16 protein-coding genes are annotated in these 14,786 nt (G+C 58.6%); 7 read left to right on the top strand and 9 right to left on the bottom strand.

Annotated features, from left to right (window positions below; genetic code table 11):
- The first annotated feature begins 223 nt into the window (after positions 1–223).
- Positions 224–478, top strand: coding sequence for a DUF6124 family protein (locus GIV26_RS18080; RefSeq protein WP_034126588.1), 255 nt, complete (start codon positions 224–226; stop codon positions 476–478).
- Positions 479–551: 73 nt separating this feature from the next.
- Here GIV26_RS18080 and GIV26_RS18075 read toward each other — a convergent pair whose 3' ends face one another.
- Both GIV26_RS18075 and GIV26_RS18070 read right to left on the bottom strand, forming a co-directional pair.
- Positions 552–1,778, bottom strand: coding sequence for an MFS transporter (locus GIV26_RS18075; protein ID WP_034126589.1), 1,227 nt, complete (start codon positions 1,776–1,778; stop codon positions 552–554).
- Positions 1,779–1,911: 133 nt separating this feature from the next.
- Complete coding sequence (locus GIV26_RS18070; RefSeq protein ID WP_034126590.1) at positions 1,912–2,853, bottom strand: LysR family transcriptional regulator; 942 nt, start codon at positions 2,851–2,853, stop codon at positions 1,912–1,914.
- Between the two features lie 157 nt (positions 2,854–3,010).
- On the opposite strand from GIV26_RS18070, the gene GIV26_RS18065 reads away from it, so the two are divergent.
- The 3 genes from GIV26_RS18065 (at position 3,011) to GIV26_RS18055 (ending at position 6,758) form a co-directional block, all read left to right on the top strand.
- Positions 3,011–4,327 (top strand): MFS transporter, encoded by a 1,317-nt coding sequence (locus GIV26_RS18065; RefSeq protein ID WP_236281730.1) that lies wholly within the window; start codon positions 3,011–3,013, stop codon positions 4,325–4,327.
- An 11-nt stretch (positions 4,328–4,338) separates the two neighbouring features.
- The gene (locus tag GIV26_RS18060; protein WP_127881265.1) at positions 4,339–5,571 is read left to right on the top strand and encodes a Zn-dependent hydrolase; all 1,233 of its coding nucleotides are present in this window, start codon (positions 4,339–4,341) and stop codon (positions 5,569–5,571) included.
- A gap of 134 nt (positions 5,572–5,705) precedes the next feature.
- Positions 5,706–6,758, top strand: coding sequence for a histone deacetylase family protein (locus GIV26_RS18055; protein WP_236281728.1), 1,053 nt, complete (start codon positions 5,706–5,708; stop codon positions 6,756–6,758).
- A gap of 18 nt (positions 6,759–6,776) precedes the next feature.
- On the opposite strand, the gene GIV26_RS18050 is transcribed toward GIV26_RS18055, so the two are convergent.
- Together GIV26_RS18050 and GIV26_RS18045 are read right to left on the bottom strand one after the other, a co-directional pair.
- A complete protein-coding gene (locus GIV26_RS18050; protein ID WP_236281726.1) occupies positions 6,777–7,130 on the bottom strand; it encodes a type II toxin-antitoxin system RelE/ParE family toxin in 354 nt (117 codons plus the stop codon).
- Positions 7,127–7,531 carry a ribbon-helix-helix domain-containing protein gene (locus tag GIV26_RS18045; RefSeq protein WP_080757712.1) on the bottom strand — a complete coding sequence of 135 codons (405 nt, stop codon included), beginning with the start codon at positions 7,529–7,531 and terminating at the stop codon, positions 7,127–7,129. Before GIV26_RS18045 ends, GIV26_RS18050 begins: the two co-directional genes overlap by 4 nt.
- Positions 7,532–7,741: 210 nt before the next feature.
- On the opposite strand from GIV26_RS18045, the gene GIV26_RS18040 reads away from it, so the two are divergent.
- Positions 7,742–8,644 carry a LysR family transcriptional regulator gene (locus GIV26_RS18040; RefSeq protein WP_034127031.1) on the top strand — a complete coding sequence of 301 codons (903 nt, stop codon included), beginning with the start codon at positions 7,742–7,744 and terminating at the stop codon, positions 8,642–8,644.
- Here GIV26_RS18040 and GIV26_RS18035 read toward each other — a convergent pair.
- Together GIV26_RS18035 and GIV26_RS18030 are read right to left on the bottom strand one after the other, a co-directional pair.
- Positions 8,636–9,394, bottom strand: coding sequence for a substrate-binding domain-containing protein (locus tag GIV26_RS18035; protein ID WP_236281724.1), 759 nt, complete (start codon positions 9,392–9,394; stop codon positions 8,636–8,638). The two genes, GIV26_RS18040 and GIV26_RS18035, sit on opposite strands and share 9 nt — an antisense overlap.
- The gene (locus tag GIV26_RS18030; RefSeq protein WP_003189550.1) at positions 9,391–10,698 is read right to left on the bottom strand and encodes an MFS transporter; all 1,308 of its coding nucleotides are present in this window, start codon (positions 10,696–10,698) and stop codon (positions 9,391–9,393) included. Before GIV26_RS18030 ends, GIV26_RS18035 begins: the two co-directional genes overlap by 4 nt.
- A gap of 197 nt (positions 10,699–10,895) precedes the next feature.
- On the opposite strand from GIV26_RS18030, the gene GIV26_RS18025 reads away from it, so the two are divergent.
- Positions 10,896–11,042, top strand: coding sequence for a hypothetical protein (locus tag GIV26_RS18025; RefSeq protein ID WP_164919346.1), 147 nt, complete (start codon positions 10,896–10,898; stop codon positions 11,040–11,042).
- 152 nt (positions 11,043–11,194) lie between these two features.
- Complete coding sequence (locus tag GIV26_RS18020; RefSeq protein WP_003189553.1) at positions 11,195–12,121, top strand: LysR substrate-binding domain-containing protein; 927 nt, start codon at positions 11,195–11,197, stop codon at positions 12,119–12,121.
- Between the two features lie 46 nt (positions 12,122–12,167).
- On the opposite strand, the gene GIV26_RS18015 is transcribed toward GIV26_RS18020, so the two are convergent.
- From GIV26_RS18015 to GIV26_RS18005, 3 genes are all read right to left on the bottom strand, one after another.
- Positions 12,168–12,572: a hypothetical protein gene (locus tag GIV26_RS18015; protein WP_054920030.1), complete on the bottom strand. Its 405-nt coding sequence runs from the start codon at positions 12,570–12,572 to the stop codon at positions 12,168–12,170.
- A 27-nt stretch (positions 12,573–12,599) separates the two neighbouring features.
- Positions 12,600–13,487: a hypothetical protein gene (locus GIV26_RS18010; protein ID WP_233098214.1), complete on the bottom strand. Its 888-nt coding sequence runs from the start codon at positions 13,485–13,487 to the stop codon at positions 12,600–12,602.
- A 110-nt stretch (positions 13,488–13,597) separates the two neighbouring features.
- Complete coding sequence (locus GIV26_RS18005; protein WP_089041235.1) at positions 13,598–14,782, bottom strand: amidohydrolase family protein; 1,185 nt, start codon at positions 14,780–14,782, stop codon at positions 13,598–13,600.
- Positions 14,783–14,786 lie beyond the last annotated feature (4 nt).

Below are 14,786 nucleotides of genomic sequence, written 5' to 3'. Positions count from 1 at the left end.
GCTCTGTTACGTATTCACCAGTGACCGCATCGCGATATCTCGTTGGCATATCAGCACCCTTGACAGTATGTCGCCACGGCGGCGACCTTTTGAGGCTAGCTTGCAGGCTTATGCACACAAGGTTCCTGGTGGGGTTCTGGTTACCAAGCTTTTCCGAAACAGGTGCTTACGTTGTGCAGGTTCGGCAGTTTTCGTGCAGGGTTGCGTTGGCTGGGGTTACATCATGAATAAGATCACCGCTGATTCTACCGAAGGGCATGCACGCAAAATCTTTTGCGTAGCCGATGATGTCGGCACCGAAGAAACCCTTATAAACGCCACCGAAACCCTCTCATCCGCCCTTCAATCCGCCTACCAATGCGCCGAAGATCCAGTCAGCACGAAGTCGCCCGTGATCATGGCCCTGGCTCAATTGATCGAGAACGCGCAAGCCTTGGTGGACGCTGTCTTGGAGCGTGATTTCCCCACGGCCAAATAAATACCTGCTCCCTGAAACGAAAAAAGCCTGCTGAACTCAACGCTCAGCAGGCTTTTTTGCGCCTACAACTCGGTCAGGCAGGCTGCGCCACCAAGCTGTTGCTCACCTTGCGGCCCAACACCAGCACGGTCGCAAACCCCAACCCCACCAACACAGTGGCCAGGCTCAACAACACCGCGCTGCCCATTTGGTCGACGATCCGTCCACCAAAGAACGAGCCCAGGGCAATGATCACCTGAAACAGCGCCACGAACAGCGGCATGCCTCGTTCCACATCCTTGGGCGCCACCACGAACATCCAGATGCTGGCGCAGGCCGGGAAAGCGCCAAAGGCAAAGCCCCAGAGCGCGATCAGCACCACGGCGCCTGTCATACCGGTGGCGAAGTAGGGGAACAGTGCAGTGCTGGTACCGATCATCAGCGCGACCAGCAGCAGGGTGTTGCGTACGCTGCGGTTGGCGGCGAAGCCGGCGAACACATTGCCCAGCACGCCCGCCACGCCATACAGCAGCAACAATGAGCCAATCGTTGGCCCGTCGAAGCCGGAGCTGTGTTTAAAGAACGGCGCGACATAGGTATACGCAGCAAAGTGCGCCAGGCCGATCAGCAGTACGGCGATCAACCCGACCCGCGCTTGTGGGTTGATAAACAAAGCTGGCAGGTCACGGATCTGAATGGCTTTCTCAGGGGTGAGTCGCGGCAGCAGGAAGATTTGCGCCAACAGCACCGGAATGCCCACCAACGCCGTGACCAGGAAGGTCATCCGCCAGCCCATCAGGCCGCTGAGCCAAGTACCCACAGGCACGCCCAGAACGGTGGCCAGGGTCACGCCCATCATGATGATCGAGGTGGCCTTTGCTACGCCCACGCCCTTGGGCGCCAGCCGCCCGCTGAGGGCAATGGCCGTGGCCCAGAAGCCGCCGATGCTGATGCCGAGCAATACGCGGCCGAACAGCAGCAGGCTGAAATCATTAGCGAAGGCCACCACCAAGTTGGCGATGATCATTACCAATGTCAGGCCGATCAGCAAGTAACGACGGTCCATGGCGCCAATGCTGACCGACAGAAACGGCGCGGCGAGGGCAGCCATGATGCCGGGCAATGTCACCATCAATCCGGCGTGACCGGCACTGATGCCCAGATCGCTGGCGACGTCGTTGAGTACGCCCACCGGTAGGAATTCACTGGTCACCAGGGCAAAGGCACCCACGGCGACCGAAAGAATCGCCAACCACTGCTGTTTGACGCTTTGTTGATTATGTTCAGGATGCCCGCTAGGGGCCTGGCTCGCGCTTGGCATGGGATTGGGTTCCGGGAGGAATGTCGCCTGAAGCCAGGCGAGGAGGGAATGTGGGGCGATTATAGGAATCAGTGTCGGCAATCGTTCAGGCGCTCGTTTCGATAGTAATCATCAGTGCTATCGATGTGAGCAATCATTTTTCGGCCAACCGTTCCAGAAGGCACTCAATAAACACCCCCTCCGCCCGACTCAACTTCTGCTCCCGGTTCCACAACAGATGAATATCCACATCCGCAATCCCCTCATCCGGCGGCAACCGCCACAGCAGCCCGCGCTCCACATCGTCCGCCACCACATGAGTGGGTAAGCAGCCCAAGCCAAACCCGGCAATGACCAATCGCCGCACTTCTTCCAGGCTGGAGGATGACGCCACGATCCGCCCGCCAAACCCTTGCTGATCACGGAAAATAGTCAGCGGCGACAACATGCCGCCAATCTGGTCGCTGGTAAAACTCACGAAATTCTCCGATTGCAGATCCCCTTCGACTAACCCTGTGCGTCCGAACAATGGGTGGTGTTTTCCACAAAAGAACGCATAACGCTGACGCAGAAACAGATGCTGTTCCAGGCGCGGTTGTGGCCGGCGATTGAGGCTGAGCCCCAGGGTCGCGGTTTTTTCAAGCAGCGCGGCGACAATGTCGGAGCTGCGCATCACTTCGACTTCCAGATCGACCCGTGGATGTTCGCGATGAAAACCCGCGAGAAAGTCATCGAAAGTGTCGGAATTAATCCGGCTGATCATCAGCAAGCGCACTTTGCCGATCACTTCATCACCCGGCTTTTGCAGGGCGTTGCTCATCTGCGAGACCTGGCCGTACATCTCTCCGGCAATGGCGAAGATCTGCTCACCGGCTTCGGTGAGCACGAAGCGCGGGCCTCGGCGCAGGATGAGCTGGCAATCCAGCTGTTCTTCCAGGCGCTTGAGCGCCTGGCTGATGGCCGGTTGCGTCAGATGCAGGCGGGCGGCGGCGCGGCTGATGCTCAGTTCCTGGCCGATCACGCGGAAGGTGCGCAGCAGGTTCCAGTCCAGGCGGTCATTGAGCAGAGGGTGAATATCGCGGCGGAATTCGGGCATGGCGGCGCTCGATAATAAGCAGTTCTTATAATCAAGATAATAAATAGAAAATTGACTAATCATAGCCCCTGGCCGAAAAATCGGGTTTAACGAGCGCCACCAGAGCGCACCGGTTTGACTTTCTCCTGCCAAAAAAATAAACAAAGGAGCCAGCCCCATGAAGCCTTCCGCTTCGCCGCAGCCTCGCCGTGCTGCGGCCGCCGCCTTTATCGGCACCATGATCGAGTGGTACGACTTTTACATCTATGCCACCGCTGCAGCGCTGGTGTTCGGTCAACTGTTCTTCCCCTCCGACGATAAATTGTTCAGCACCATGGCCGCGTTCGGCACCTTCGCCGTCGGCTTTTTTGCGCGGCCGTTGGGCGGCATCGTGTTCGGTCATATCGGCGACCGCATCGGCCGCAAGAAATCCCTGGTGATTACCCTCGTGATGATGGGCGTGGTCACGGTGTGCATCGGCCTGTTACCGACCTATGCCCAGATCGGCGCTGCCGCACCGGTGCTGTTGATCCTGTTGCGGGTGGTGCAGGGTATTGCGGTTGGCGGCGAGTGGGGTGGGGCGGTGTTGATGGCTGGCGAGCACGCGCCGAAAGGGCGGCGTAATTTCTTTGCATCCTTCGCGCAGTTGGGCAGCCCGGCCGGTTTGATTCTTTCCTTGCTAGCGTTCAGTGCCGTCACTCGTTTACCTGAAGAGGACCTGCTCAGCTGGGGCTGGCGCCTGCCGTTCCTGGCCAGTGCCTTGCTGTTGATCGTCGGCCTCGCGATTCGCCTGGGTGTGAACGAGTCGCCGGAGTTCCTCGAAGACAAGGCCCTGGCGGAAAAAGCGCGAGCGATCAAGCAGGACCAAGCCCCCGTGCTGGAAGTGATGAAGACCGCTTGGCGTCCACTGTTGTTGTGCATTGGCGCCAATACGTTGGGGATTGCCGGCGTGTATTTCACCAACACCTTCATGATTGCCTACAGCACTCAGCAACTTAATCTGCCGCGCTCGTTGATTCTGGAATGCCTGTTCTTCGTCGCCATTATTCAGTTCTGCGTCCAGCCGCTGGCCGCCTGGGTGGCGGAGAAGGTCGGCGCTACACCGTTTCTGTGCGCCATGTGCGTGCTGGCAATGGCCTCGCCGTACCCGATGTTCGTCCTGGTCAGCAGCGCTGAGGCGCCGTTGATCATCCTCGGCATTGCCCTGGCGGTGGTGTGCATGGCGTCGTTCTACGCCGTCATCGCAGGTTTTGTCAGCGGCCTGTTTGAAACCCGTGTGCGCTACACCGCGATCTCCCTGGCTTACCAGGTATGCGGCGCGCTGGCCGGCGGCCTGACACCGTTGATCGGCACCTGGCTGGCCCATCAATACTTGGGCCAATGGTGGCCGATGGCAGTGTTTTACAGCGTGATCGCGGCGGTTTCGTTGGTGTGCGTACTGGCCTTGTCCCGCCGCCATGCCACGGCCCACCGCCTGGAAATGGCACACAGTTGAGGGAGTCAGCAATGTTGAAGATTAATGGCGAGCGCCTGTGGCGTAGCCTGATGGACATGGCCGAGATCGGCGCGACCGCACGCGGTGGCAGCTGCCGCCTGGCGTTGAGCGCTGAAGACAAGGCCGGTCGTGAGCTGTTCAGCCACTGGTGTAAAGCAGCCGGCCTGACGTTGAGCATGGATGCCATCGGCAACCTGTTCGCCCGCCGCGCGGGTACCGACAATGACGCCGCCCCGGTGATGATGGGCAGCCACCTGGATACCCAGCCCGAAGGCGGACGCTTCGATGGGGTGTACGGCGTGTTGGCTGGCCTGGAGGTCATCCGCAGCCTCGACGACCACGGCATCCAGACGCGCAAGCCGTTGGAAATTGCAGTGTGGACCAACGAGGAGGGCGCCCGTTTCACCCCGGCGATGCTGGGCTCGGCAGTGTTCACCGGCACACTTGCCCTGGACATGGCACTGGCAACCGCTGATGTAGACGGTATCAGCGTGAACGAGGCGTTGCGCACCACCGGCTACAACGGTGAGCGCCCGTTGGGTGGCGCAGTGGATGCGTATTTCGAAGCGCATATCGAGCAAGGCCCGATTCTGGAAGACAACGCCAACAGCATCGGCGTAGTCACCGGTGGTCAAGCGATTCGCTGGCTCGATGTACGGGTCGAAGGCATGGCCGCGCACGCTGGCACCACGCCGATGCCGTTGCGTAAAGATGCGCTGTACGGCGCGGCAAAAATGATCCAGGCCCTGGAAAACCTCGCTGCCGATTTTGCCCCGCAGGGCCTTACCACTGTGGGTGAACTGAGCATCGCCAAGTCGTCGCGCAACACCATCCCCGGCTTGCTCAACTTTACCGTCGACCTGCGCCATCACCGCGACGCCGACATCGACGCCATGGAGCAGCAAGTGCGTGCACGCCTGCAGGCTATCGCGGACAACCGTGGCCTGAGCGTCACCATCACGCCTCACTGGATCAGCCCGGCTACGCCGTTCGACGCCGAGTGCGTGGCTTGCGTGCAGGCTGCGGTGGACGGCTTGGGCTACAGCCAGCAGACCATCGTCAGCGGCGCCGGCCACGATGCGATTCACCTGGCGCGCTATTGCCCCACCGCGATGATCTTCATCCCCTGCGTCGGCGGCCTCAGCCACAACGAAGCCGAGGATGTCTTGCCCGACGATGTGCGCCAGGGTACCGATGTCTTGCTAAACGCCGTCTTGAAACGCGCCGGGCATGTTCATTTCTAAAGGCCGACGCCGCCCCCCTGTGGGAGCTGGCTTGCCTGCGATTGCGCACTGTCAGAGAGCAATGTATTGCCTGATTCACCGCCATCGCAGGCAAGCCAGCTCCCACAGGTTCTGTGTTTATCCAGGAGCAACTCATGAAGACGTTTTTTCACCCCGAACAACTCCTGCATCACCCGCGTAGCTACTATTCCCGCGGCCAGATGCGCACGCCCCAGGAGGTTCCCGAGCGAGCGCGCAACTTGCTGCTGGCTGCGCAAACCCTGGGCTTCGATATCCAGCAACCGACTGATTACGGTATGGATCCGTTGTTCGCCGTGCACGGCGGCGACTACCTGGCTTTTCTTCAAGAAGCTCACCAGCGCTGGAAAGAAATCCCCGAAGACTGGGGCGACGAAGTCATGTCCAACATCTTCGTGCGTGAACCCAATGCCTTGCGCGGCATCCTGGCCCAGGCGGCACGCTACCTGGCCGATGGCAGTTGCCCCATCGGTGAGTTGACCTGGCGCTCGGCTTATTGGTCAGCCCAAAGCGCCATCGCCGCAGCGGGAGACATCCTCGACGGCGCCCCTGCCGCCTACGCCTTGTGCCGGCCGCCGGGCCATCACGCCCGCTTCGACGCGGCCGGTGGCTTCTGTTACATCAACAATGCGGCCGTGGCTGCGCAAGCACTGCGCCAGGGTTTCCAGCGTGTCGCCGTGCTCGATACCGATATGCATCACGGCCAAGGCATCCAGGAAATTTTCTACGACCGCGACGACGTGCTGTATGTGTCGATCCACGGCGACCCGACCAACTTCTATCCTGGCGTGGCAGGCTTTGCCGACGAAAAAGGCGGTGGCGCCGGCGAGGGGTACAACCTCAACCTGCCGATGCCCCATGGTGCCAGCGAAGCGGTGTTCTTTGAAAAGCTGGAGCAGGCCCTGGCAGCGGTGAAGGACTTCTCGGCGGATGTGCTGGTGTTGTCACTGGGCTTCGATATCTATGAGCTGGACCCACAAAGCAAAGTCGCGGTGACGCGGGAAGGCTTTGCGCGGTTGGGAGCCCGCATCCGTGCGCTGGGGTTGCCCTGCGTGATCGTGCAGGAAGGCGGGTATCACTTGGAAACGTTGGACAGTAATGCCCAGGCGTTTTTCGGTGCACCAGCGGCTTGGAACGCGCTTTCAGGCCCTTTATTAAAGGGTGTTTGAACGCTAAAAGCCTGCTGATCAGTTTTCAGCAGGCTTTTCAGCCCTTGTCGGGTGCTCGTTCTGATCTGCGTGCAACAACGCCATGTAGTCTTGCCCGCCGTAAAACACCCCCACTATCGATACCGTTTTGAAGTCAGGCTTCACCCTGAAAGCAATAATGGTGCTGCGACGATAGTGAGTGATGCGCAAGTCTTTCAGCAGGTCGTCACGGCGCATGCCACGCAAGGGAAACAGGGCAAGGCTTTCACAGTAGCTGACAAGATTGTCGATAAAACGCGCCGCTACAGGAGGGGAGCCGACATCGCTGATGTAGTCTTCAAGGGCATCGAGTTGCGCCAAGACCTCGGGCGAAAAAACTACCGAGTAGCTCACGCTTCCCCTGTGCCTTTGCGCTGACGTCTGGCGGCCATATGTTCGCGGACCTGTTCTGGCGATAACCCAAGCTCAGGCTTCGCCTCAAGGGCGGTCGCTGCGGGGATGACTTCGGCTCTGAGCCAATCCTCCATGGCACGATCACGCGCCAGCAACGCCCGCAGGCCGTCGCGAATCACTTCACTTTCGCTGGCATATTCGCCAGCAGCCACCTTGGCTTTGACCAGAGCCGCCATTTCAAGGGGCAAGGTGATGCTCATTTGCTGGGTTGAGCGCATGGGTGTATCCGCCTGAGGTGAGTGGGATTCAATCCTACTCGACCATTGGCGCGATGCAAGAAGCAACTGATCGATGCCGATGCCCGGCGCCTCGTCGTCCATCCAGAAGGGGTAGGTTTCCATGAGTTGCTACGTCTCCAGTTGTGTAGGTCAGGCCGAAAGTATTGACCCGTTTTGGCGATCGCGTTGCCGTAGGTGGCTGATAACCTGCTGATATGTATGACTTCATATGTGTAACAGGATGATCTCGGCAAACCATCTAGGCACACATGGCGTCCCACCGGCTCCCATACGATAATGCTCGCCACCTCGACCACCTTTGGCCTGCCTCCCGTGATCATCAACTTCGACCTCAATGACCTCCAAGCTTTCCGCGCCGTGGTGGACAAGGGCAGTTTTCGTGGCGCTGCCGAGGCCATCCGTATCTCGCAACCGGCCCTCAGTCGGCGTATCGAAAAGCTCGAATCCGCGCTGGATGTAAAGCTGTTCGAACGCACCACGCGACGGGTCAGCCTGACCATGGTCGGGCGTGCATTTTTACCCCAGGTTGAGCGCATGCTCGACGATCTCGACATCGCGCTGATGGGTATCAGCAACGTCGCCTCGACGCGCATGGGGAATGTCACCATCGCCTGCGTGCCGTCTACCGCGTACTACTTCATGCCCCATGTGATCTCCGAGTTCCACAAGCTATATCCGAAGATTCGCCTGCGGGTGCTGGATGCCAGTGCCGGCGAGGTGTGCAATGCGGTAGCCAGTGGCGAGGCGGACTTTGGCGTGAGTTTCAGCGGCAGCCTGGCCGATGAGGTGGAATTCGAGTTGCTGCTGCAGGAGCGCTACGTGCTGGCCTGTCGACGTGATCACCCTCTGGCTGGGCGTGACAGCGTGAGCTGGACCGAGGCCTATGAGCATGACTACATCGAGGTGGATAAGACGTCGGGCAACCGCTTCCTGCTCGACCAGGCCCTGCGAGGGGTGCGGGTGAAAAAGCCGAGTATCTGCGAGACGCACCACGTGACCACGATGATCGGGCTGGTGGAGGCAGGGTTGGGCGTAGCGATGGTGCCGTCGATTGCGATGCCGGCGCACACTCATCCGATTCTGGTCAGTGTGCCGCTGGTGGAGCCCCAGGTGCTGCGCAATGTGGGCTTGATCAAGCGCCGCGGGCGGACATTGCCACCGGCGGCGCTGGAGTTGGAGCGACTGGTGCGGGAGATGCCGTTCCGGTCAGCGTGACACCGAGTCCAGGCCGGTGGATTGCACCTCCTGCTGGGCCTCGGGCGATGCCATGAACTGCAACAGTGCCTTGGCCTGCTCAGGGTGTTTGGCGTTCACTGGAATACCGGCGGCGAAACGGGTAACGGACTGCACGTCTTCCGGGATCTTGCCCACAAACGTCACGCCCTTGACTGGCAACAATTCTGCCACTTGTTGCAAGCCGACCTCGTAATCACCCTTGGCCACCTGTTCGCCCACCGGCACGCGTTGGATCATGGTGCCCTTGGCCGGCATACCGAGTTTCTTGAACAATTCCTTCTCGACATAAACGCCGCTGGCGCTATCCGAATAGGCCACCGACTTGGCTTGGCTCAACACAGCCTTGAGCTCGGCGTCGGTATTGATCGAAGGTTTGGCCGCACCTTCCTTCACCACCAGGCCAATCCGCGAGTCCGCCAGCTCCACGCGGGACGCGGGGTCGACTTTGCCTTGTTTGATCAACTCATCCAGGGCATAGCCGACCATGATCACCACATCGGCGTGCTCGCCACGGGCCAGGCGGTTGGGAATCGCTTCCGGCGCCTTGCCCATGGACGGGCCAAGGATGGTGTCGAGGGTGTCACCGCTTTGCTCGGCGTATTGCGGGCCGAGCAATTTATACGCGGCGGTGAAGCCGCCCGAGGTCATGACCTTGAGTTGTTCGGCCTGGGCTGATAGCGCCAGGGTGCCGAGGACGACAGCAGCGAGGGTCTTAAGCAGCGGCTTCATTGCGCAGCCTCCTGCATGACTTGGCCACGGGTATTGGCGCGGCGATACAACGCCAGGGTCGAGCACAATGCACACAGTGCGGCGAAGATCATCCAATACGCAGGTGAAGCCTTGTCTTCGGTGATGTGAATGAACCAGGTGGAGATCGCTGGCGTGAAGCCACCGAACACTGCTGTCGCCAGGCTGTAGGCCAGGGAGAAACCCGCCACACGCACTTCCACCGGCATGATTTCAGTCAACGCCGGGATCATCGCGCCGTTATACATGCCATACAGGAATGAGAACCACAGCAGGGTTTCCAGCATGTGCGCAAAGCTTGGTGCGTTGACCACGTAGGACAATGCCGGATAAGCCGTAAGGACAGTCAGCACCGTCATGGCAATCAGCACGGGTTTACGGCCGAAGCGATCGCTTAACGTGCCGCCGATCGGCAGCCAGAAAAAGTTCGAGATCGCGACCAGCAAGGTCACCAGCAAGGCGTCCGAGGTGCTCAGGTGCAACACGGTTTTACCGAAAGTCGGCGCGTACACGGTGATCAGGTAGAACGCGGTGGTGGTCATGGCCACCATCAGCATGCCGCCGATGACCACGGTCCAGTTCTTCACCAGGGTCGCCATCACTTCACGCATGGTCGGGCGATGCTTGCGGTTGGCGAACTCTTCGGTTTCCTGCAGGTTGCGACGCAGCACGAAGATGAACGGAATGATCACGCAGCCGACGGCGAACGGAATACGCCAGCCCCAATCGGCCACCACCGCAGGTTCCATCCACACGTTCAGGCCATAACCCAGGGCCGCGGCGACGACGATGGAGATCTGTTGGCTGCCCGACTGCCAACTGGTGTAGAAGCCTTTACGGCCCGGCGTGGCCATTTCGGACAGGTACACCGACACGCCACCCAGCTCCGCACCGGCCGAGAAACCTTGCAGCAGGCGCCCCAACAGCACCAGAAACGGCGCCCACAGGCCGATGGTCTGATAACTCGGCACCAGTACGATCAGTAGCGTACCGCTGGCCATGATCGACAAGGTCACGATCAAGCCTTTGCGACGGCCCACGTCATCGATGTAGGCACCCAGAATAATCGCGCCCAATGGACGCATCAGGAAGCCAGCGCCGAACACGGCGAAGGTCATCATTAATGACGCAAACTCATTAGCGGCCGGGAAGAACGCGGCAGCGATATAGGTGGCGTAGAAACCGAACAGAAAGAAGTCGAACTGTTCGAGAAAATTGCCCGAAGTAACGCGCAATACCGCGCCTACTTTCGAGGGGGCAGCCGCAGGCCGGGAAGGGGTCGTCATGGTTTTGTGTCTCCAGCGTTCTTTTTAAAGTGCTTGTTTCGCTTAAGACTTGGGATAGTGGCTGACACATTTAGAAATGATAAGTGACTAATTTGGATGAATTGATGCGTGTTGGCTATCAATCCGTCCCGGCTTCAAAACAACCCGTCGTGTCCTATGCTTGAAGCTGTTTCCAATTCTTATGGGCGGAGGCCGTTATGGGCAACGAACACAAGCAGCACAACGAGCCGGAGCGTGAAGAACCCCGGCGGCAGCGCGAAGACGAAAAGCCGCAAACCTGGAAGCATCCGGACGACGGCACCGAGCTTTCCGAGCGTGACCAGGAGTTTCCGCTCAAGCCTTGAGTCAGGTAACCGCTCCCACATTTTTAAGCGCAGCGGCAACCTTCAAACGCAGATTTACCGTCCCCAACCCGTTTATTGAGCAGTACGCACATAGACGCAGCCCCGCAGCCTTCCTAAACTGCCGCTTGTCTTGGGGAAAGGGGCAGGCGCCGATGAATCGCAATGAATTACGCAAGGCTGACATCAATCTGATGGTGGTCTTTGAAGCACTGATGCTCGAGCGCAATGTGACGCGGGTGGCGGAGAAGCTGTTTCTCGGCCAACCGACCATCAGTTCGGCCCTCAACCGCCTGCGTACCCTGTTCAACGACCCACTGTTTATTCGTGTCGGCCATCGCATGGAGCCTACGGCGCGCGCCGAGGAGATCATCCAGCACCTGTCGCCGGCCCTCGACTCGCTGTCTTCGGCCCTGAGCCTGACCCATGATTTCGACCCGTCCATCAGCACCATGACTTTCCGCATCGGCCTGTCCGATGACGTTGAGTTCGGCCTGCTGCCACCCTTGCTACGGGCCTTGCGTCAGGAAGCGCCGCAGGTGGTGTTCGTGGTGCAGCATGTGGATTATTGGCGCATTCCCGACCTGCTGGCTTCTGGCGATATTACCGTCGGCATCACCCAGACCCGCGGGTTGCCGGCCAATGCCAAGCGCAAGCTATTGCGGCACATCCGCCCGTGCCTGCTGCGCGCCGATGCCTCGGACACCCCGCTGACCCTTGACGAATATTGCGCACGGCCTCACGTGCTGGTGTCCCACACCGCCAATGTGGCCGGGTTTGCCGATGAGTGGCTGGCAGAGGTGGGCCGCAAACGCCATGTAGTGCTCTCGGTGCCGCAATACAGTTCGTTGCCGGCCTTGCTTGCCGGCACCGACATGATCGCCAGCCTGCCGGATTACACCGCCCAGGCCATGGCCGCCAGCGGGAATCTGTTCTGCGAGCCGTTCCCGTTCGAAACCCCGACCCTGGATTTGTCCATGGTGTGGCTCAGCCACGTTGACACAGACCCGGCGGAACGCTGGATGCGCTCGCGGCTGGAGGCATTCATGAGTGATCGCGGGTTGGTAGCGAATAAAGCCTGAGGTTTATACCCGTGCTAGGGGAAGGAGGGGGGCGCCTCAAGAACGGCTAATCCTGAACGTGCTCTTCTTGAACGGGGTTGCCAATCAGCGACGCACGCAAAATACGGATGCGTTGTTCGGAGTGATAGGCGCCTGCTTCCGTAAACCTGAGGAATGCTCGCGCGCAACACTTACAGCCCCAGACGCTTGAAATATTATAAGGAAAGAAATCAAAGCAGATAGGCGCGTCTTCAGACCAGAAATGGGTACCGTTCGGGTGGTATTCCTCAAGGCTGAGTTCTTGTGCCCTATCGGTCGGGATTTCGCCTATGAAGCGCAACAGGCTGCTCGCCTCGAGTGTTTTGGGTAAGGTTTCCCACCCCTGCGACAAGCCCCGAATACAAGAGCAGGCAGTAGTCTCCAGCGAAGAGCGTTCGGCAATCTGCCTGATATTTTCTGGCGTGAGTATCATTTTTATGCAGTTCCAGGCAGTAATAGCTCAGATTCGATTCTTGCTTAAAACCAGTTTATTCAAATAGCTTTCAACTCTGGGTAAAACAAACTGCAGTATCTTCGGCATGGTGTGAATAGGCAGTTGGCAGCATGCAAAATACAACGCCATTGTGGGCGATAAGCTGACACCAAGAGCAGACCATAATAGTCCAACATTTCTATTGCCACCGTTGAGTGCCATGGTGAACTTGGCGATCAATGACCCGGGATATAAGCAGCCCATGAGGAGCTGCAGGCAGACGTTGATGCAATAGGCAATGGCGATCATCGAGATGGCCAACGACGGGGTCTCCAGAATTACCTGCTGCATGCCCGCCATCGTGCCTACTGCAAAGAGGAAAAGCGCGATGACGACAATACCGTCAATAGCCAGGCCGTGCGTGGCGACGAAGGTGTGCGAAAAACGACGTATCAAAATAGCAGCGCCTTCGGCGCCTCCTATCAACACGGCCAGTCTGATCGCCAGATCAACGGGGTTCAAGGAGAGTGAAAGGCCATCAGCGAATAGGTGGAGTATCAGCGGAGCGGTGACAGGGATAATTGCCATTGAGCAGAGCGCAGTCACCAGTGACATGGAAGGGTCAAGCCCGAGCATTCTCGCGACGGCTGCATTTCCGCTGGCGGGCGGGGCGGCAACAGCGATGGCTATCGCAAGGGAAAGTTCTTGATTGCCGGTGAGGTAGAGCGAAAGCATTCCAAAAATATAAGGGCAAGCCACCACCATCAGGGCTGGAAATATCAGGGATATTTTCAAGTTTCTGGCTGCAGTGATGACTTCAGCGTTGTTAATACGCAGGAGAGTGCCCAGAACAAATATGAAAACCATGACGGGGAGCAATGGCCTCGCCAAGTCTGCAAGATAGGGAATAGCCAATCCAATTGCGCAACCGCATGCGAGTACGGTAGGCCCTCTGCGCGTAATTTCGGGCAGAATTCTATGCATATGAGTGCTCTCGAGGCGACGTCCCTTTCGGGACGCTGCTATTAGGTACGCAGAGTTATTTCAGGTGTGACAGATGGCGGTGGCGAGTTCCTGGATTGCCTCACGACCAGGCGCCCATCGATCAGAATCGAGGTAATACTTGGAAGGTCACCACTGCTGAAACTTCCAAGTACGCTGGGTTGCGCTCCTCCCAAAGGCCCACAGGCGATCAGAATGTCGGCTTCTCTTCCGACGCCCAGAATCCCCCGATTCAACTTTCTCACCTTGGCGGTGTTACCCGTTGCGAAACAGACGGCCTTTTCCGGTGGAACGTCGCCGAAACTACTGAGCAAGGCAATTGCCCTGAGCATGCCAAGCGCGGGAACCCCACATCCGGCAGGAGAATCCGTGCCAATGACGATACGGTCCAGTTGGTTCATTTCTCGTGCGTAATTCAGGGTGGTGACCGCCGCGAACTCGTTGCCGTTATGTACGATTTCCAGGGCACCCAGACAGCCTTCACACAGGCATCTGATTTGGCTGGGTGCCAGTGCGGTATAGCCGCCATTGATGTGCCCGATGATATCGGGCGCAATTTCAAGGATCTCTTCTGCACCCATGCTCTGGGAGGTAGAAATTGAAGGACCGCCCGTGTGGGTAATGGAAGTCATGCCGTGTTTGCGAGCCATCTTGACCAATTCAGCTGCACGACTGACTGACTTGACCGGGCCTATCCCGACCTCTCCCAGTTGGTTGATGCCTTGAGCAACCATTGCGGCGAAATCCTCATCCGAAAATTCATCGTTGAGCAGTGGCGCGCCGGCTTCCATTTTTATTCCGCTAGGGCGCGCATTGGAGAAAGAGCGCTGCGCTGCGATTGCCATGGCGATAGTACCGACCCTGTCGGTCGGTAGCCCCGGAACGTGCACTTCCCCGGCAGAGATCATGGTCGTCACGCCGCCCTGCAAGGAGTGCCAGATCCAATTGTGGTTGCCAGAGCGCGGGCTGTACTCACCCAGTGTCGGGTGAGTGTGGTTGTCGATCAAACCTGGCATGACCGTGCTCTGTTTGGCGTCAATCAGCAGGTCAGCGTGTGAAAAATCCACATCTGCTGCCTGACCCACGTAGGTGATCATTCCATCAACACTGACGAGGGTATCTGCTGTAATGAGTGGAGACGCGAGATCACCCGTGAGGAAAGTGCCTATATTATGAATAATTGATGTATATGGCTTATGGTTCGACATTTAA

The sequence above is a fragment of the Pseudomonas sp. PA-1-3F genome (assembly GCF_021609665.1).
In the GTDB taxonomy this organism is placed as follows: Bacteria; Pseudomonadota; Gammaproteobacteria; order Pseudomonadales; family Pseudomonadaceae; genus Aquipseudomonas; species Aquipseudomonas paracarnis.
The sequence above is the reverse complement of the archived record's forward strand: the minus strand, read 5'-3'. Positions and strand labels throughout refer to the sequence as shown.